This window comes from Bacillus sp. B.PNR1, from assembly GCF_030386235.1.
GTDB lineage: Bacteria > Bacillota > Bacilli > Bacillales > Bacillaceae > Bacillus > Bacillus stercoris.
On the sequence record NZ_JANYMN010000001.1, the window covers coordinates 1,478,542 to 1,496,312 of the forward strand.

General features: G+C 43.6%; 18 protein-coding genes. 2 read left to right on the plus strand and 16 right to left on the minus strand.

All coding sequences use genetic code 11. The features are described from left to right. Window positions 1–8: 8 nt before the first annotated feature. From coaD to NZD81_RS07600, 8 genes are all read right to left on the minus strand, one after another. A complete protein-coding gene (coaD, locus tag NZD81_RS07565) occupies window positions 9–494 on the minus strand; it encodes a pantetheine-phosphate adenylyltransferase (protein ID WP_014663869.1) in 486 nt (161 codons plus the stop codon). 4 nt (window positions 495–498) lie between these two features. Next, window positions 499–1,053 carry a 16S rRNA (guanine(966)-N(2))-methyltransferase RsmD gene (rsmD, locus tag NZD81_RS07570; RefSeq protein ID WP_014663868.1) on the minus strand — a complete coding sequence of 185 codons (555 nt, stop codon included), beginning with the start codon at window positions 1,051–1,053 and terminating at the stop codon, window positions 499–501. Window positions 1,054–1,375: 322 nt separating this feature from the next. Continuing rightward, on the minus strand, window positions 1,376–1,648 hold the full coding sequence (locus NZD81_RS07575) for a YlbG family protein (protein WP_009967171.1): 273 nt from the start codon (window positions 1,646–1,648) through the stop codon (window positions 1,376–1,378). A 54-nt stretch (window positions 1,649–1,702) separates the two neighbouring features. Continuing rightward, window positions 1,703–2,152, minus strand: coding sequence for a regulatory iron-sulfur-containing complex subunit RicF (gene ricF / locus NZD81_RS07580; RefSeq protein WP_289859938.1), 450 nt, complete (start codon window positions 2,150–2,152; stop codon window positions 1,703–1,705). Between the two features lie 114 nt (window positions 2,153–2,266). Then, window positions 2,267–2,506, minus strand: a complete 240-nt coding sequence (locus NZD81_RS07585) for a YlbE-like family protein (RefSeq protein WP_014663867.1) — start codon at window positions 2,504–2,506, stop codon at window positions 2,267–2,269. A 15-nt stretch (window positions 2,507–2,521) separates the two neighbouring features. Next, complete coding sequence (ylbD, locus tag NZD81_RS07590; RefSeq protein WP_014663866.1) at window positions 2,522–2,920, minus strand: YlbD family protein; 399 nt, start codon at window positions 2,918–2,920, stop codon at window positions 2,522–2,524. A gap of 259 nt (window positions 2,921–3,179) precedes the next feature. Next, complete coding sequence (locus tag NZD81_RS07595; RefSeq protein ID WP_289859941.1) at window positions 3,180–4,220, minus strand: CAP domain-containing protein; 1,041 nt, start codon at window positions 4,218–4,220, stop codon at window positions 3,180–3,182. An 84-nt stretch (window positions 4,221–4,304) separates the two neighbouring features. Beyond that, window positions 4,305–4,751: a CBS domain-containing protein gene (locus tag NZD81_RS07600; RefSeq protein ID WP_003221362.1), complete on the minus strand. Its 447-nt coding sequence runs from the start codon at window positions 4,749–4,751 to the stop codon at window positions 4,305–4,307. 139 nt (window positions 4,752–4,890) lie between these two features. Between NZD81_RS07600 and NZD81_RS07605 the strand changes: the two genes are divergently transcribed. Then, window positions 4,891–5,253: a YugN family protein gene (locus tag NZD81_RS07605; protein WP_289859943.1), complete on the plus strand. Its 363-nt coding sequence runs from the start codon at window positions 4,891–4,893 to the stop codon at window positions 5,251–5,253. Between the two features lie 31 nt (window positions 5,254–5,284). Here the strand turns inward: NZD81_RS07605 and ctaG are convergent, their stop codons facing one another. The 6 genes from ctaG to cyoE all read right to left on the minus strand — a co-directional run bounded on the left by ctaG (window position 5,285) and on the right by cyoE (window position 11,290). Further along, window positions 5,285–6,178 carry a cytochrome c oxidase assembly factor CtaG gene (ctaG, locus tag NZD81_RS07610; protein ID WP_289859946.1) on the minus strand — a complete coding sequence of 298 codons (894 nt, stop codon included), beginning with the start codon at window positions 6,176–6,178 and terminating at the stop codon, window positions 5,285–5,287. Between the two features lie 26 nt (window positions 6,179–6,204). After that, window positions 6,205–6,537 carry a cytochrome c oxidase subunit IVB gene (ctaF, locus tag NZD81_RS07615; protein ID WP_014663862.1) on the minus strand — a complete coding sequence of 111 codons (333 nt, stop codon included), beginning with the start codon at window positions 6,535–6,537 and terminating at the stop codon, window positions 6,205–6,207. Between the two features lie 2 nt (window positions 6,538–6,539). Beyond that, the gene (ctaE, locus tag NZD81_RS07620; RefSeq protein ID WP_014663861.1) at window positions 6,540–7,163 is read right to left on the minus strand and encodes a cytochrome c oxidase subunit III; all 624 of its coding nucleotides are present in this window, start codon (window positions 7,161–7,163) and stop codon (window positions 6,540–6,542) included. After that, window positions 7,163–9,031 carry a cytochrome c oxidase subunit I gene (gene ctaD / locus NZD81_RS07625; RefSeq protein ID WP_014663860.1) on the minus strand — a complete coding sequence of 623 codons (1,869 nt, stop codon included), beginning with the start codon at window positions 9,029–9,031 and terminating at the stop codon, window positions 7,163–7,165. Before ctaD ends, ctaE begins: the two co-directional genes overlap by 1 nt. 32 nt (window positions 9,032–9,063) lie before the next feature. Next, the gene (gene coxB / locus NZD81_RS07630) at window positions 9,064–10,134 is read right to left on the minus strand and encodes a cytochrome c oxidase subunit II (protein WP_014663859.1); all 1,071 of its coding nucleotides are present in this window, start codon (window positions 10,132–10,134) and stop codon (window positions 9,064–9,066) included. A gap of 238 nt (window positions 10,135–10,372) precedes the next feature. Continuing rightward, window positions 10,373–11,290 carry a heme o synthase gene (gene cyoE, locus NZD81_RS07635; RefSeq protein WP_003232250.1) on the minus strand — a complete coding sequence of 306 codons (918 nt, stop codon included), beginning with the start codon at window positions 11,288–11,290 and terminating at the stop codon, window positions 10,373–10,375. 354 nt (window positions 11,291–11,644) lie between these two features. Between cyoE and ctaA the strand changes: the two genes are divergently transcribed. Beyond that, entirely contained in the window at window positions 11,645–12,565 is a 921-nt protein-coding gene (gene ctaA, locus NZD81_RS07640; protein WP_069838814.1) for a heme A synthase CtaA, read from the plus strand. A gap of 325 nt (window positions 12,566–12,890) precedes the next feature. Here the strand turns inward: ctaA and pyc are convergent, their stop codons facing one another. Continuing rightward, window positions 12,891–16,337 (minus strand): pyruvate carboxylase, encoded by a 3,447-nt coding sequence (gene pyc, locus NZD81_RS07645; RefSeq protein WP_227098510.1) that lies wholly within the window; start codon window positions 16,335–16,337, stop codon window positions 12,891–12,893. A 74-nt stretch (window positions 16,338–16,411) separates the two neighbouring features. Continuing rightward, window positions 16,412–17,623, minus strand: a complete 1,212-nt coding sequence (gene ftsW / locus NZD81_RS07650; RefSeq protein WP_014663854.1) for a cell division protein FtsW — start codon at window positions 17,621–17,623, stop codon at window positions 16,412–16,414. Between the last annotated feature and the right edge of the window lie 148 nt (window positions 17,624–17,771).

A 17,771-nucleotide genomic window follows, 5' to 3' on the forward strand; every position in this document is an offset into this window, starting at 1 on the left:
AAACCCCCTCATCCTTGTCTGTATTTTTGCTGAAGCGCAAGCTCTACTTCCGGCGGTACAAATTCTGATACCGAGCCGTTGTATCTCGCCACTTCTTTTACGATGCTTGAACTTAAAAACGAATACTGATTGTTTGTCATCATGAAAAATGTCTCAATGGATTCATCAAGCACACGGTTTACTGACGTTCCCTGCATCTCGTATTCAAAATCTGATACAGCTCTCAAGCCTCTTAATATCGCTTTGGCATTTTTTCTTTTTGCATAATCAATTAACAGTCCTTGTGATGTTTCAACTGTTATGTTTGGAATGTCTTTTGTCACTTCTCTCAGAAGCTCACACCGTTCCTCTACACTGAACAAAGGCTTTTTTGAAGAATTATTCAGCACACATACATACACTTGTTCAAAAATATGCGCCCCGCGTTTGATGATGTCCAGATGCCCGTAGGTCACCGGATCAAAACTGCCGGGACAGACAGCTATACTCGCCACCTCACTACCCCCTCTTTTTATAAATCGCCACACCTGTAAGCCCATAGGTTTCTTTTCTTGTCATCACAAGATCTCCTACGGTTTCGGGAAGCTCGACCTCTCTGTCATGCTCAGCGACGATAAAGCCGTCTTCTTCCAGCATTTGATATTCGTCAATCAAAGTTAAAAGTGCTTTCAGCTTTTGTTCCTTATACGGCGGATCGAGAAAAATGCCGCGAAAGCCGGTTTCTCTCTTTGCAGCAGCTTGCAAAGCACGTTCCGCATCATTGCGGTATACCTGTGCATGTTTTGTAAGCTCCAGCGTTTTCAAATTAGATTTTACCGTTTGAATGGCCTTAAAATCACGGTCAACGAATATACAATGCTCAAACCCGCGTGAAAGCGCTTCGATTCCAAGACCTCCGCTCCCTGCGAATAAGTCTAGTCCCCTGCCCCCATCAAAATAAGGGCCGATCATATTGAAAATGGATTCCTTCACTTTGTCGGTTGTCGGTCTTGTTGATGTTCCCGGCACAGCCTTTAGTGAACGGCCTTTTTTTGATCCAGAAATTACTCTCATGTTCCACACCACTTTTTCTAAAAGCTATTTTGTTTCTTTATTCGGCCAGACGCCGCTATGTACATAGAAAAAAATCAATCCTATCTTAACATAAAGCATTCTCCCAAACAATGAACGCTAATCTTGATAAACAGGTGTATAGGCAGCATGATCCTTGTCCATACTATAAGCAACAGCATCTAGAGGATGTTGTTGCCAACCGCGGAGAAGACTTACGTTTCCCCATAAGTTCTTCCTCCGGTTTCTCCTCTCCCTTTGCCTTCTCCTTAACATATTAAGGAATAGAAGGACCCCGCAGATGTCTGCGGGGGTTTTTTTATTGCTATATGCCGATTTTATAATCGTATTCTTTTGCCTTATCAAGCTTTGACTCGAATTCCAATTTTAAAAACGGTTTATAAGAAGGCTCTACTTTTTTCACAAAAGAGTAAGACGCAATCTTGTCCATTGTTTTTTCAATTTGGTCCATATCACAGTACAGTACGACATATTTTAATCGTTTTGATACATAGTGCACATTCCCGAACTTTCTCAGCATTTTGCTTTGCTTTAGGGAGTGCAGATACACAACCATTCCCTGGCGCCTATTCTCCAATACAATCACCTGCCTGATTTCTTTTATATGTAAAAGACGAGACGGCCAGTCTCGTCAGGACACTTTACATCCGCAGCTTCCGCCTGAACCGCAGCCGCCTCCGCATGAAGACAAACCGTCAAAATAAGGATTCCCAGTCGGAACTTTCACATGCTCCGAAACAGCTGTCCCAATCTCGACGCTGACCTCATCAAGAATGGACTGGAGCTCATTTTCAGCTCTCTTGAAGTCAGCCACCTTGTCGTTCAGGTCCAGCTCACGTTTGATCTCCCTCATTTTCCGGGTTATTTCTCTATAGTCAGGATGATATTTGCCAAAACGCTGTACATCCTCATACTGCTCTTTTATTTTGATAAAAGAACGAATAATCCGCCCTGCCTCTTCATCTTCCTGGAGACGCTTGTAACAATTGCGGTAGTTCTCAGCCGTCTCCGACTGCAGAATCATCTCGGCAAGCTGCTGAGCTTCACTTTGAAGCCGCACGGATTCCATCGTCGCATACATAACATGCACCTCCAGTTGTTAGTTTACCATGAAACCAGCCAATTGGAAAATGCTTAACCACAGCCGAAAACAAACTCCGTATGGACGCACGAAAAAGACCCTTTCCCGGGCCTTTTAATCTTTTGTCCGCATCGCTTGGAACATTTGCATCATCATTTGCGCCATTTGAATCCCGTTTGTAAACTGATTCACCCGATGCGGAATGGTTTTTTCATAAAAATTCATCATCTCAAGCTGAAAGGTGGACAGATCATCCGGTTTTCTCGAAAGCCTGCGGTACCATATCGGCTGCTCTCTGATGAATCGTTTCCGTTCTTCGTTTGCGAAAATATATTCCTGCACCTCTTTGCGCATATGAGATCCCCTTTTTTAATCCTTTCGAAAAGAAAAAGGATGCTGTCCAGAGCCTGGCTGAGATTGCTTCTGGCTGTTCCCTGAAAATGTATTAAGAAGGCTTTGCAACGATGAGATCGACTGGCTCATTTTATTGATTTGTTCGTTCATTTGATTGACATCCATCTTTTTCACCGCAGTCACCATTTTCGTGACAAAATCATTTTTTTGCGGTGTTTCGGGCACAGCCTCTGCAGCTTCTTCCGGTTCCCGATACGGATCCCAAATCGGGTCGCTCTCCCCGAAGAGAACCCAATTTTCATATACGTCCTGCCAGCTTCTTTGTTCTTTTCGCACTTCTTTTATCAGCTTGGGATGCTTTTTGACGAATTGTTTAAAGTCATTGATTGAATGATTGGCATGTTGATTCGCCACAATCCTCACCCCCTCCGAAAATCGTTACCTACTACAATGTATCGTTTTGTCGGGCATTGTGTTCGCCTATATTCATTCACAAATGAATTTTTAGTGCTGTCCCTAGACACTGGTGAAAAGCCTTAAGAAGAAGGGGAAATCCGCTCCTCAGCAGCAAGAAAAGTAACATATTGAACAGGCTGTATTTACACATCCCTTAGCGCAAGACCAGCTTGTGTGAAAATAGAAAAAGCCCGGAACCATTCGTCCGCGGCTTTCATTACCATCGCTTAATAAAATTTTGGGTGTAATATTTTCGGTCTACTCCGACACCAAGATGCGTATAATCTGAATTCAGGAGCGCTTTTCGATGGCCTTCGCTATTCAGCCAGCCTTCTACAGCGGCCGGACCGTCCACATAATTGTATGCGATATTTTCTCCCGCTTGTTGAAAGTCAACATGCCCTTCTTCTAAGCGGTCTTTCAGTGAGCCGTATTTCTTAGAAACATGGGAGAAATAATTATTTTCCTTCATATCCTCGCTATGCCCAAAGGCAACTTCCGCCGTTGGCTGATCCCACTCAAGCTTCGCAAGTCCATGTTTAACGCGTATGACATTCGTCAAATCAAGTATTTGCTTTTCGCTCGTTGTTTGGATCTTTTTCCACTTCTCATCTGAAACGGCTTTCGGTTTGATTAATTCGCCGCGGTATACAACCTCATAAGGCCTTTGCTTTACAAAGGTCTGCGCATCAAACGCCCTGATGCTGGATAGCTTCCCTTCAAATTTGTCCATATACAGCTGGACATACATTTTTCCTACCTTTACAGTCGGTCTTGTATTGATATCCTCTTCAGAAAACTCAAAGCGATAGGAATTTCCTTTATACTCTACATTCACAAATGGCGCCACCTGGGTCGTCTTGAACACATCTCCGGTTGATTCGCCAATTTTGAAAGGCTTGGCGTTAATGTCATTCCCAGCAGCGAATAATGTGACCACTTTATTGTTTAATACCCCGATTTGGATATATTGGTCCTTACCTTGATTGTATACCCACCAATCGTAATCATAAGCTGAAGGGTCAATGCTTTCAGGTTCCCCAAGCTTTTTCGTTACTTCATCGGCGGACTTGCCCATGAAGGACAATAATCCTGAAGTCGGCATATGTATTCGTTTGCCGCTTTGTGCTTCCTCATTTGACACCTGAGGCTCGCTGTCATTTGATTTCTTTTCAGGAACAGATCCATATTGAATAAACAGAACATAAGTTCCGCAAATAATCAAGAGGATAACCATTGCTCTCAATATATTTTTCAATCTATCACCCCCATGGCGATTCACAATGTCTTGCCTTACAACCCATTACAATACAGCCTATTTAACATGTCAAAGATTTATGTGTTAATGAAAAAAGCCTTCTTCTCGATTATCACCTTCGGAAATATCCGATAAGGCGCTGCCGGCACGTTCATTTGTTTGCTCAGATAAAGAAAGATCACCAAGCGTGACAATTCCAGTCAGTTTTTTATTTTTTGTAACTGGTATCCTTCTGAGCTGATGCGATGCCATCAAATGAAGAACCTCATCAACTGAAGCATCTTCCTCCACACTGACAGGTTTTTCGGTCATTGCATCAGTGATTTTTTGCGAGTTCGGTTTTTTGATGGCGATTCCTCTTAACACGAGATCACGGTCGGTCACGATGCCGACCAATGTTTCCCCATCCTCATCAACCACTGGAATCGCTCCTACATTCGCGTCCTTCATCTTTACTGCAGCTTCATATACATTATCTAATACCGTGCAATATTGCAAGTCGGCTGTCATCAGATCTTTTATTTTTGTCATCCGTTTAACCTCCTTTAGTCTAGTGCTATTGTCGTCAAAATTTAATTTTTGCATACTTTCAAAAGAAGAAGATTCATTGAAAGTTTAACGCTTTCATACTATGATTGTCAGGAAAGGTAATTTTTATAAGGAGGGGTCGGTGTTGAAGTTTACTGAAAGCGGACTTGAAGGGGTTAAGGCTGAACTCAGCTTGCTAGACGACTTAATGGAAAGCAAAGGTCTCATCAGAGCGGGCCAATGGGATTACGAGAGAGTCACCTATGACAAGAAGTTTTCGACGATTGAGGGCACGTTTTACCTGCGGATACAAGGAATTGCGGCAGAGGGTGATATCGGAAGCGGACGCGCGGTGATTCAATTAATGTCCCCTCTCCTAGGCAAGCATTACTACCCGCACGGAGTAGAATATGGAGAAACGGAAGAGTTTCCCATACAGGTTGTGACAAAAAGCAAGGCACTGATTCAGGACATATCCGACATGTTAAAAACAGTTCAAATGTAACGAAAAGGTACAGCATATTCCGCTGTACCTTTTATGATATCGTCTGCTGAATATACGGCGGCTCCTCCTGCCCGTCCTTTTCCCTTTCTTTCTTCACCCATTGGAAAAAAATAATCGCCAAAAAAGTACCGTACACAATTTCCTGAATGATTTTCATCATGACGGCCCCGAGCTGCTGATCCTCTAACAAAGGCAGTGTATTCAACATCTCCGGTCCTGTTAATGGGACCTGCCCCATCATATCCGCAGGCACGCAAAGGCTCATTGCCTCGGCCCATGCAGACGGATCTGTATAGGTGGCGTATAACGGCGCACCGCTGAACATGATTAAGGCGCAAGCAGGTGTGAGCAGCATACCGTCCGCCATAATATACCCCAGCTTAATCAACCCGCTGAGCTGCCGTAGACGCCCCACCTTATGAACAAGCGGCCACCACATGAAGAATGCAAGCACAAAGATAAGCCAAGTGATGAATGTATGGTAAAACGAATCGGTTTTGACAGTATCAAATATAAGCGGTACATGATATAAAGAAAAAATGCCGTTAAACAAAAGCAAAGCAATTAAGGGCTTCGTGAAAAAGGAAAAAACCGGTTTGATTGCAGGCCTGAAAATGATTTTCTCCCAGAGCCATGCAGGAATTCCAGCGATCAACAGTGGCGGTACAACCAAATACAGGACAGCCATCTGTACCATATGCGCGCTAAACATAATATGTCCGAGCAAATCAACAGGGCTTCCCTCGGCCGCATATAAAAACAGCATCGCCGACAGAAAACACGCCATCTCTTTACCAGTTATTCGATTCGGCTTTGAAAACATTCTCCTGTAAAAATAGAGATAAATCGCCGTAATGCCTAACAGGATACAAAAAAGATAAGGGCTCCACATGGCGCGAAACCCAAATATCTCCAACTGATTCATTTTTTCACCTCCGGCGGCTGTTCAAATTACCACCATATAATTGTGACAAACGCAAGCACAGTGATAAACGCGACAAACACCCCTGAATACAAAAACAATGCCGGCGCCTCATGCCCTTTTTGATTCATATGCATGAAATAATACAGCTGAAAGATGACTTGAATTGCAGCAAGCAAAATAATGAAAGGAATCGTAAACCAGCTTGCGACACCGTCTGTTGCCACAGTCAGAAATGCAACAATCGTAAGACCGATCATTAAACCAAAAGATAAAACCTGATATTTCATCTCCTGGGCGTGCTTTTTTTTCTTAAATTCAAGGTCGCTGTTGATATGCCCTCTGCTTTTTTTACCGACCATGTTTATCCCACCATCCCCATTAAATATACAACGGTAAAGATGAAGACCCACACGACATCAATAAAGTGCCAATAAAGGCTGGCAACGTAAAACTTAGGCGCAGTATACAGGTTCAGCCCTCTCTTGGCATTGCGGATCATCAGCGTGCTGATCCACATCAGCCCAAACGCCACGTGGGCGCCGTGTGTACCGACAAGCGTGTAAAACGCAGAACCGAGCGCAGAGCTTGTGATGGTAAAGCCAAATTCATGGGTGTAGTGCTTAAACTCATAGATTTCCAGTCCTAAAAAGCCCGCCCCCAATAAAACCGTAATTCCCAGCCAAAGCTGCATCTTGCCGAAGGAAAAGTTCTTCATGTGGTACATCGCGTACACACTCGTTAAACTGCTCGTTAATAACAGCATTGTCGCAATGAATACAAGTGTTACGTCGAACATTTCGGTTGTAGGCGGATCACTGGCGTTTGAATTCCGAAGCGCTAGAAACGTGGCGAAGAGAGACGCAAACAGAACAGTCTCTCCGCCAAGAAAAAGCCAAAAGCCTAGAAATTTATTTTTCCCTTCCAGTGTTACTTTTTCGGGAGAAGCTGGAAAGGTTTCTGCGGTGAATTTTTCTTGAATTTGCATTATGCCTTCACCCCTTTATCATCGTTCGGCAGTTCCTCTTTATGAATATGATAGCCGTGATCATCAATGACTGAGCGGAGCAGCATCGTAATAAAGGTGATGCCGAGCCCGATAAAGATCACCGGCAGGCCCCAAGCGTAATCGCTTCTGTACAGCAGCCCGAACGCTGCGACAAAAAGGCCGAAGGAAATGATGAGCGGCAGGATTGAGCCGTTTGGCATATGAATATCATCAACCGGTTCCGCCGGTGTCATTGATTTGTGACCTGCCTGCTTCTCGATCCAAAGCGGATCAAGTCCTCTGACAAAAGGAAGCTGTTTAAAGTTATACTCTGGCGGCGGCGAAGAAACGGCCCATTCAAGCGTACGTCCGTCATGCCATGGATCATCGCCTACATACTCGCCTTTTACCGATGTCCAAATGACATTGACCAGCAGAAGAATAACAGCTGCCGCCATAAAAAACGCCCCGATTGTACTGATCAAGTTGCCGGTTTCAAGACCCTGGCCTGGCAAAAACGTATAAACCCGGCGCGGCATCCCCATTAAACCGACAAAATGCTGAATGAAAAACGTGAGGTGAAAGCCGATAAAAAACAGTACAAATGAAATTTTCCCCATCGTCTCATGCAGAATTTTACCGAACATTTTCGGCCACCAGAAATGAACACCGGCTAATAGGCCGAATACCACGCCGCCAATGATGACGTAGTGGAAGTGCGCCACCACAAAATACGTATCATGGAACTGATAATCAGCAGCGGCCGCTGCCAACATGACTCCCGTCACACCGCCAAGCACAAAAGATGGAATAAATGAGACAGCATACAGCATTGCGGTTGTATACTTCACATTTCCTCCCCAAATCGTCAACAGCCAGTTAAAAATCTTAATCCCGGTCGGAATCGCAATAGCCATTGTGGCAACCGCAAAAATCGCATTTGCAATCGGGCCGAGACCAGTCGTGAACATGTGGTGCACCCATACCATAAAGCCCAGAAAGCCAATGAGCACGATGGCAAAAACCATTGAAGAATAGCCAAACAAACGCTTTCTGGCGAAAACAGGGATGACCTCGGAAAAAATACCGAATGCAGGCAAAATTAGGATATAAACCTCCGGATGGCCGAAAATCCAAAATAAATGCTCCCAAATGACCGTATTCCCGCCAAGCTCGGGATTAAAGAAATTGGTTCCGAACAGCCGATCCAGCATCATAAGAGCCAATCCGACCGTAAGCGGCGGAAAGGCAAACAAAATCAATGCCGAGGCCACGAATGTCGTCCATGTAAACAAAGGCAGCCTCATGTACGTCATGCCCGGAGCCCTCATATTGATAATCGTGGCCAAAAAGTTAATTCCGGCTATCAGCGTCCCGAGCCCCGATATTTGGAGTCCGAGGACGAAAAAGTCTATACCGTGCCCTTTTGAATGAAGCGAAAGTGAGGCATATGACGTCCAGCCCGCATCTGGCGCTCCGCCCAAAAACCAGCTTAGATTTAAGAAAATGCCTCCGAAAAAGAAGAGCCAAAAACCAAGCGCATTTAAAAATGGAAACGAAACGTCCCGAGCCCCGATCTGCAATGGCACAACCGCATTCATCAAGGCAAATAAGAGCGGCATCGCAGCCAGAAAGATCATCGTCGTTCCGTGCATAGTCATTACTTCATTGTACGCTTGAGCACTGAGAAACGCATTTTCCGGCTTTGCAAGCTGAATTCTGATAAACATTGCTTCAATTCCCCCGACAAGAAAGAAGAATCCTCCTGCCGCTAAATAAAGAATCGCGATTTTTTTATGGTCCACCGTCGTCAAATAATCCCAAAGCATAGATCCGCGCGTCCGCTTTTCTGTAAGCGCATTCAACATATGTGACCTCCCCCAATATCTCCCTTTCTTCCCTACTTGCTTTCCGCTTTTAAGCCTTTTAAGTATTCATAAAGCGCATCTGTTTCACTGTCTGAGAGCTTTGGATATGTTCCTGTCATTTTGTTCCCCGGCTTTATGCTGTCAGGGTCCTTCAGCCAGGCCTTCACATTTTCTTTGTTAGCCTCTTTCACCCCTGCCACTTTTGTCCTTTCACCGAAAGTCGCCAAGTTGGGTGCCGTTCTAGCGGCTTCTGCACGCTTATCATTCGGCTCTACCGCATGGCAGCTCAGGCAGTTTTTCTCTTTAAACAGTTCTTCACCCTGCTTAGCCAAATCGCTCTCTGCTGTAGATTTATAGTTTTTCATTTCTTTTGTCCAGCCCTGAAATTCCTTTGCAGACATTGTCTTCACTTTAAAATCCATCAGCGCATGTGAAGGGCCGCAAAGCTCTGCACACTTTCCAAAAAACATATCTCCTGCCTCTTTGCTTCGTTTCGAATCAAAAGTCAGGAAAAACTTATTTTCATTATCCGTATTCGTATCAAGTTTTCCTCCAACTGAAGGAATCCAGAAGGAATGTTTCACATCAGAAGCTTTTAAATTAAAATATACACGCTGGTCTGTCGGCACAATCAGCTCCTGGCTTGTGATAATGCCGTAATCAGGGTACTCAAACTCCCACCAGTATAAATTTGCCCGGACATTGACTACAAGAGCATCCTCAGCTTTGCGGCCTTTCTTATCCATTGGTGATGTGTCTGCTAGCTCCAGCGTATATAATACAACAGGGATCACAAGAATAATGAGCAGCAAAATCGGGATCACGGTCCATGTGATTTCTAAAAATTTATTCCCCTCTACCTGTTTCGGTATCGTGTTCTCACCAACCCGTGATCTTCTAAATCTCACAATCACATAAAAGAAGATAACAGATACTACTGCAACAACAACCACCATAATCAATGTGCTGAGCACTGTCAGGTCATACTGTTTATCAGCCACCTCGCCAGCAGGCTTGAGCGTGGATAAAAAAGGTTTTCCACATCCGCTTAATAGAAGCGGCACTAAGGCTAATAATAAAATAAGACGCCAATGCTTTACCATTTCACCCAACCCCTTTTCTGGTCAATACAAAGGCGGAAAGCAGATCGAAAACCATCGCCTCCAGCCTATCACCAATAAAGCACTTACATTTCCTCTTCTCTTAAATTATGAGTTTTTTTACTCAAAATGCCATCTATGTATAAAAGTAAAGCCGCCTGATTAAACAAGAGGTCAAGGCGGCATTTACTAGTTGTCATCGTTTATTTTGAAGCGATAAAACAAGCAGCATATCTATTTTTTAGAAAAGAGTTAAGACAACCATGGCAACGAAATAGATAGTCATGTAGTTAAGTGAGTATACGAACATCTGCGTTGCCCACTTCATAATATTCTTGGAGCGGAATCCCATTAAGCCAAGAATCAGCCAGCCGATATTTAACAGCAAACCGAGGATGACAATTGGAAGCCCTAGGCTACCAAGGAAAAACGGAAGCGGCATCAGGCACGCAACCCACACAATAATTTGTCTTTTTGTCACTTCAAATCCGTATACGACAGGAAGCATCGGAATATTTGCAGCTCTGTAATCCTCAGTTTTCTTAATAGCCAATGCTAAGAAGTGAGGAATCTGCCAAATAAATAAAATCATGAATAACACCCATGCTACGACACCGATATTCCCTTCCACTGCCGTCCATCCAATAAGCGGCGGCACTGCACCTGAAACGCTTCCTACTACAGTGTTAATCGTATAGCGGCGTTTCGTCCACATTGTGTACAATACAACATACGTAAAGACTCCGATAAAACCGATGACAGCAGCCATGACAGTTGTCATCAGCAGCATAATCAATCCTAAAGCAACCAGCAAAATTCCTGACCATAACGCCTGACTCGGCTGAATTTTACCCGTAACCGTAGGTCTTACTTTCGTGCGCTCCATAAGATGGTCAATATCCCGGTCATACCAGTTATTGATCGCGCAGGAGCCCGCAATAATCAGAGATGAACCGATTAATGTAAGAAGAACGGTGTTTATATTGCCTAAAAAACTTAAACCGGAAATATGTAGTGCAAGCCACATTCCAGTGAAAGTCGTGATGAGGTTAGAATTGACGATCCCTATTTTAATAAGGGACAGAAAATCTTTCCATGCCGTTGTTTCTTCAATTTGTCCGTCTATAGCTGTATCATTTAAGATTCTGGAGTTAGCCATAACGTAAACCTCCCTTACAAACCTAACGCAGGAGAATAAAAAAACCTGCAACTCTATCATACAAGATAACATCTTGTAAAAAAACATCCTATTAAATATTAAACGACAAACAGGAATTTATTTGTGAACTTTTTATGAATTTTACCAAAGATGCAGGCAATCGCCAAATTGGCATTGCGTTTACCTTATTTCTATCAGACCCGGAACGAATAATCAAGTGTACATTTTCCAGAAGCCGTCATTCTATTATATTTTTGTGAACAAAAGCCTCTGGGAATTGCCACAAAACACATATTCGCTTACACTTGGAACGTATATAAAATTGCAGCAGTATGTTGAGAAGGTGAATATTGTATGAATAAAGCATTAAAAGCTCTCGGTGTCTTGACGACATTTGTCATGCTTATTGTTTTAATCGGGGGTGCTCTCGTTACAAAAACAGGTTCCGGCCAAGGATGCGGCAGACAGTGGCCGCTGTGTCACGGCCGTTTTTTCCCTGAACTGAACCCGGCCTCAATTATTGAATGGAGCCACAGATTTGCAAGCGGGATCTCTATTATCCTTGTGTTAAGCCTTGCGTTTTGGTCATGGAGAAAAATCACGCCGATTTTCCGTGAAACAACGTTTCTCGCGATCATGTCTATTATCTTTTTATTTCTACAGGCATTGCTTGGCGCATTGGCTGTCGTATTCGGTTCGAACGCGTTGATAATGGCGCTTCACTTCGGCATCTCATTAATTTCTTTTGCTTCAGTGCTTATTTTGACATTACTCATATTTGAAGCTGATAAATCAGTCAGAAAACTGGTTAAGCCGCTTCAAATCGGCAAAAAGATGCAATTTCACATGATAGGAATTTTAATATATTCCTATATCGTTGTGTATACAGGCGCATATGTAAGACACACTGAATCAAGTCTTGCATGTCCTGATGTGCCGCTGTGCAGCCCGCTGAACAATGGACTTCCGACCCAATTCCATGAATGGGTGCAAATGGGCCACAGAGCAGCAGCCTTACTATTATTTGTATGGATTATTGTTGCCGCTGTTCATGCTATCACTTCCTATAAAGATCAAAAACAGATTTTTTGGGGATGGATCTCGTGTCTTATGTTCATCACATTACAAGCACTGTCAGGTATTATGATCGTATACACTGAACTGGCACTGGGCTTTGCACTTGCCCACTCGTTCTTTATTGCCTGTCTGTTTGGCGTTTTATGCTACTTCTTATTATTGATTGCTCGCTTCCGTTACGAATCCAGACAGTCATAAAGACTCTAGACCAAAGCCTTAAGCGGCTTTGGTCTTTTTTTATGTCTTGTTTTGGCGCTTTATTGTTTCAATGGCCAGCCTTTGTATTAGTTTCACTTCATGAAAATAAGCCCTTTTGACCATGGATAATCAGATAGAGCCTATAGTAATAAAGTATCTAAAAGATCGCCGGTATAAAAGCCTGTTTGATTTTGAAAAGGAAATGGCTTGTGACAGCACTACTGTATAATCTTTGAAGGCCGCTTACATCTCTTCTAAACAGTTTCACTCCGCATTTTCTATAAAAAACAAGAGTGTATATCAAATGATATACACTCTTTGTTTTTTATGCTTTTTCAATTTCGAGGAGCAGATCTCCCGTTTGAATCGGCTCGCCATTTTTCACATGAACTTGCTTGACTGTTCCTGAGAAAGGGGCTTGAACCGTTGTTTCCATTTTCATCGCTTCATTAATCATCAAATGATCACCTTTATTGACTTTTGTACCTGCTTCAGTCAATACCTTAATAACGGTTCCAGGCATGGAAGCTGCGATATGGCTTGGATTTGTCCGGTCTGCTTTCAGCCTTTCCTGAACGGAAGACTTAATGCTTTCATCTTTAATGACTACTTCACGCGGCTGCCCGTTCAGTTCGAAATAAACGACGCGAGTGGCGTCAGGCTGAGGCTCACCGATTGAAATCAGCTTAACGATCAGCGTTTTGCCGCGCTCAATTTCAACTTCTATCTCTTCACCTAATGTCATGCCGTAGAAGAATGTCGGTGTATCTAATACCGAGATGTCTCCGTAGCTTTCTGTCGTTTTCACATAATCAGTGAAAACTTTAGGATAAAGGGCATACGCCACAGCGTCCTGATCTGAAATTTCCAAGTTATGCTGCTCTTTAAATTCCTGTTTGATCGCTTCAAATGATACCGGCTCAAGCAGTTCGCCCGGTCTGACTGTAATCGGCTCCTGCCCTTTTAAGATCAGCTTTTGCAGTTTTTCCGGGAATCCGCCATGAGGCTGCCCGATATTCCCTTTGAAAAGCTCCACAACAGAATCAGGGAAATCTAATGATTCGCCTTTTTCGTAAATGTCTTTTTCAGTCAGGTTGTTTTGCACCATATAGAGTGCCATATCTCCGACTACTTTTGAAGAAGGCGTTACCTTGACGATGTCACCGAACATATCGTTCACGCGTCTGTACATTTCCTTGACTTCATTCCAGCGGTCGCCAAGGCCTACTCCCTTGGCCTGCTGCTGCAGGTTGCTGTATTGGCCCCCTGGCATCTCATGCTCATAAATTTCAGTATGCGGAGACTTCATTCCGCTTTCAAATTCACTATAATATTTACGCACTGACTCCCAATATTGGGACAGCAATTCAACGTTTTGGACATTCATTTCCGGACGGCGGTTGTTGCCTTCCATCGCATGATAAAATCCGCTCGCGCTAGGCTGTGACGTTAATCCCGCCATTGAGCTGACCGCCACATCTATGATATCAACACCGGCTTCCACAGCTTTTGCATACATATAAATACCGTTTCCGCTCGTATCATGTGTATGAAGGTGAACCGGAATGTCGATCGTTTCTTTCAACGCTGAAACGAGTTCATATGCAGCCTGCGGTTTTAACAGCCCTGCCATATCTTTAATCCCGAGAATATGGGCACCGGCCGCCTCAAGCTCCTTCGCCATCGATGTATAATAAGCAAGATCGTACTTCGTCCGGTTCTTATCTAGGATATCTCCCGTATAACAAATCGCCGCTTCTGCCACTTTGCCGGTATCTCGAACGGCATCAATGGCTAACGTCATTCCTTTTACCCAATTTAAGCTGTCGAAAATACGGAACACATCAATGCCCGATTGAGCTGATTGCTTCACAAATTGTTTAATCACATTGTCCGGATAATTCGTATAGCCGACCGCATTTGATGAGCGAAGCAGCATCTGGAATAAGGTATTCGGCACTTCTTCACGAAGGTCTTCCAAACGTTTCCACGGATCCTCTTTCAGGAATCGGTAGGCTACATCGAAGGTCGCGCCTCCCCACATTTCCATACTGAACAGTTCAGGCCATAATGCAGCCGTTGGATTTGCGATTTTTTTCAAATCATGCGATCTGATTCTAGTTGCCAATAACGATTGGTGGGCATCCCTGAATGTCGTATCTGTTAAAAGGACAGATTTCTGCTCCTTAACCCAATTTGCAAGCCCTTCTGCACCTTTTTCATCGAGAATTTGCTTTGTTCCTCTGGCGGGCTGCTGATCAGCGTCTACCTTTACGGTTAACGGCTTGTCAAACGCCGGTTTTTCTTTTTTCCCGATTCCGGGGAAGCCGTTCACTGTCACATTGCCGATGTAAGTGAGCATTTTCGTTCCGCGGTCTTTTTGTTTAGGAAAAATAAATAATTCAGGCGTTGTGTCAATGAAAGACGTATCATATTGCCCTGTCAGGAACTTCTCATGTTTTGCAACGTTCTCAAGGAACGGAATGTTCGTTTTTATGCCTCTGATTCTAAACTCCTGAAGGTTTCGTACCATTTTGGCAGCCGCCTGTTCAAACGTTAAAGCCCAAGTTGAAAGCTTAACGAGCAGTGAATCATAGTATGGTGTGATCACGGCGCCTTGGAAGCTGTTTCCGGTATCAAGACGGACACCAAAACCGCCGCCTGAACGGTAAGCCATAATTTTTCCTGTATCAGGCATGAAATCATTTTGCGGATCCTCAGTCGTAACCCGTGACTGAATGGCATAGCCGATTGTAAAAATGTCCTTTTGCTCAGGAATATTTACTTTTTTGCTGTGAAGACTGTGCCCTTGGGCAACAAGGATCTGTGTTTGAACAATATCGACACCCGTAATCATTTCTGTTATCGTGTGTTCAACTTGTACGCGAGGATTTACTTCAATAAAGTAGAACTCGTTGTTTGCAACAAGGAATTCGACCGTACCCGCATTTATATAGTTTACATTTTTCGCAAGCGCAACAGCCGCCTCACAAATTTGATCCCTTAATTCAGGTGACAGCGACACACTTGGCGCCACTTCAATGACCTTTTGGTGGCGTCGTTGAACGGAACAATCCCTTTCAAAAAGATGGACGACATTGCCCTGCTTGTCTCCAATCACCTGAACTTCAATATGTTTTGGATTTTCAATTAATTTTTCTACATAAACTTCATCATTGCCAAAGGCTGCTTTCGCCTCTGATTTTGCACGCTCATATGCTTCTTTGACTTCACTTTCAGCTCTGACAATCCGCATACCGCGGCCGCCGCCGCCAAGCGAGGCTTTAATGATAATCGGATAACCGTTAGCTTGTCCAAATTGTTCAACGGCTTCAAGCGTTTCTGCAGGACCGTCGCTTCCGGGAATCACGGGGATTCCGGCTTTTTCTGCCTGCTCACGCGCTTTTACCTTGTCACCAAACATATCGAGATGCTCGGATTTTGGACCAATGAATACGATTCCTTCTTCTTCACATCGTCTCGCAAAATGAATATTTTCAGATAAGAAACCGTATCCCGGATGAATTGCATCGACTTTGTTTCTTTTCGCAATATCAATGATCCCTTCAATATCCAGGTAAGCATCAATCGGTTTTTTCCCTTCACCGACTAAGTATGCTTCATCCGCTTTGTACCGATGGTAGGAACCGGAATCTTCTTTTGAATAGACCGCAACTGTACGAATATTCAACTCGGTACACGCCCGGAATATTCGGATTGCAATTTCTCCCCTGTTTGCTACTAATACTTTTTGTATCGATTGCTGAGACAAACTTTTTTCCCCCTTACCCGAATGGAATATAATCTATCATAGCGGAATATCCTTCCCCTGTACACACTTGTTTTTTACTGATAAACAGTTTTTTTAAGCTGTTTCTTTTTCAGTCCCTTCGTCGCCAAGGGTTCTCTCTTTTTCTTATTCTCTGAATATTTTACAAACATGCTGATATTCGCTAATATCCCCATACTCCCCAGCAGCAGCACCAAAGAAGAGCCCCCGTAACTGATAAATGGCAGGGTAACCCCTGTAATCGGAATTAATCCGCTGACACCGCCAAGGTTAATAAACGACTGGATGGCAATCATGCTTGAAATGCCGATCGCTAGAAGACTTCCAAACGGGTCCTCGCATTTTCTGGCAATATAAAAACCTTTTATGACGACAAAACCCAATAAGAAAATCACAAACAATACCCCAAAAATGCCGAGCTCTTCAGCAATGACAGCCATAATAAAGTCAGTGTGTGATTCAGGCAGATATCCGTATTTTTGGATACTTTCACCGAGCCCCAGACCGAAAATGCCGCCTGAGCCGATCGCATAATAAGAATTGATCACTTGCAAACCTGATGAATTTGCATACTTAAATGGGTCTTCAAGACTCTCAAAACGCGCTAAACGGCCTTCAGTTAAAATTTTATCCTGATTCAAATAGATAATCGGGCTGACTAAAATCAAAACAATTCCGCCCAGTATGACAAGCCTCATCAGTGTCTTTCCGCTGAAGCCGGAGCACAAGATCATGCACGTCGCAATTAACCCGATAATCATGGCTGTACCGAAATCTGGCTGCATGGCAATTAACCCGCAAATCACAAGCGTCATGACTACCGGAGGGGCTACTCCCGTTAACAGATGGTCGATATAACTTTGCTTTTTTGCATATACGGCTGCAAGATATAAAATCACGACCAGTTTCACAAATTCTCCCGGCTGAATACTCATTCCGCCGATTTTAAACCAGCTCTGCGCGTTTCCGGCAACATGCCCGAAAACAAACAGTGAGATAAGCGCAAGAACAGATACAAGCAGTATCCCCTTCTGAAACTTTTGATGGGCCAGTGCTTTATAAGGAAACAACGCCATGAGAATAAATAGAGCGCCACCCGCAATTAAAGCAAACAGCTGCCGCATGAAGAAAAAATTACTGCTTACTCCATACCGGGAGACAGCCGTAATCATGCTTGAGCTGTATACCATCACTAAACCGAATCCGCACAGTAAAACAATTGCGAATATCAGTGAGTAATCATAAGATTTTAGCATTTTTTTTAACATAACATCCTCTTCCCTGCTTCTAACTTCCATTAACTATGGTTTTTATGTATTTATCTTTTTTATTTTACTACAATTTATCAAATGAGACGAAGAATCTCTATACGATTCGGAAGGAATGTGTAAAAAAAGACCGTCTTTAAGAGAGAAA

What these genes read in the sequence shown, in the direction of transcription:
- rsmD (WP_014663868.1), bottom strand. Translation starts at nt 1,053, where the DNA reads ATGAGAGTAATTTCTGGATCAAAAAAAGGCCGTTCACTAAAGGCTGTG.
- ricF (WP_289859938.1), bottom strand. Translation starts at nt 2,152, where the DNA reads ATGTATGCGACGATGGAATCCGTGCGGCTTCAAAGTGAAGCTCAGCAG.
- NZD81_RS07585 (WP_014663867.1), bottom strand. Translation starts at nt 2,506, where the DNA reads ATGCGCAAAGAGGTGCAGGAATATATTTTCGCAAACGAAGAACGGAAA.
- NZD81_RS07600 (WP_003221362.1), bottom strand. Translation starts at nt 4,751, where the DNA reads ATGACAAAAATAAAAGATCTGATGACAGCCGACTTGCAATATTGCACG.
- ctaG (WP_289859946.1), bottom strand. Translation starts at nt 6,178, where the DNA reads ATGAATCAGTTGGAGATATTTGGGTTTCGCGCCATGTGGAGCCCTTAT.
- ctaF (WP_014663862.1), bottom strand. Translation starts at nt 6,537, where the DNA reads ATGGTCGGTAAAAAAAGCAGAGGGCATATCAACAGCGACCTTGAATTT.
- ctaE (WP_014663861.1), bottom strand. Translation starts at nt 7,163, where the DNA reads ATGCAAATTCAAGAAAAATTCACCGCAGAAACCTTTCCAGCTTCTCCC.
- ctaD (WP_014663860.1), bottom strand. Translation starts at nt 9,031, where the DNA reads ATGTTGAATGCGCTTACAGAAAAGCGGACGCGCGGATCTATGCTTTGG.
- coxB (WP_014663859.1), bottom strand. Translation starts at nt 10,134, where the DNA reads ATGGTAAAGCATTGGCGTCTTATTTTATTATTAGCCTTAGTGCCGCTT.
- cyoE (WP_003232250.1), bottom strand. Translation starts at nt 11,290, where the DNA reads ATGGCTAACTCCAGAATCTTAAATGATACAGCTATAGACGGACAAATT.
- ctaA (WP_069838814.1), top strand. Translation starts at nt 11,645, where the DNA reads ATGAATAAAGCATTAAAAGCTCTCGGTGTCTTGACGACATTTGTCATG.
- ftsW (WP_014663854.1), bottom strand. Translation starts at nt 17,623, where the DNA reads ATGTTAAAAAAAATGCTAAAATCTTATGATTACTCACTGATATTCGCA.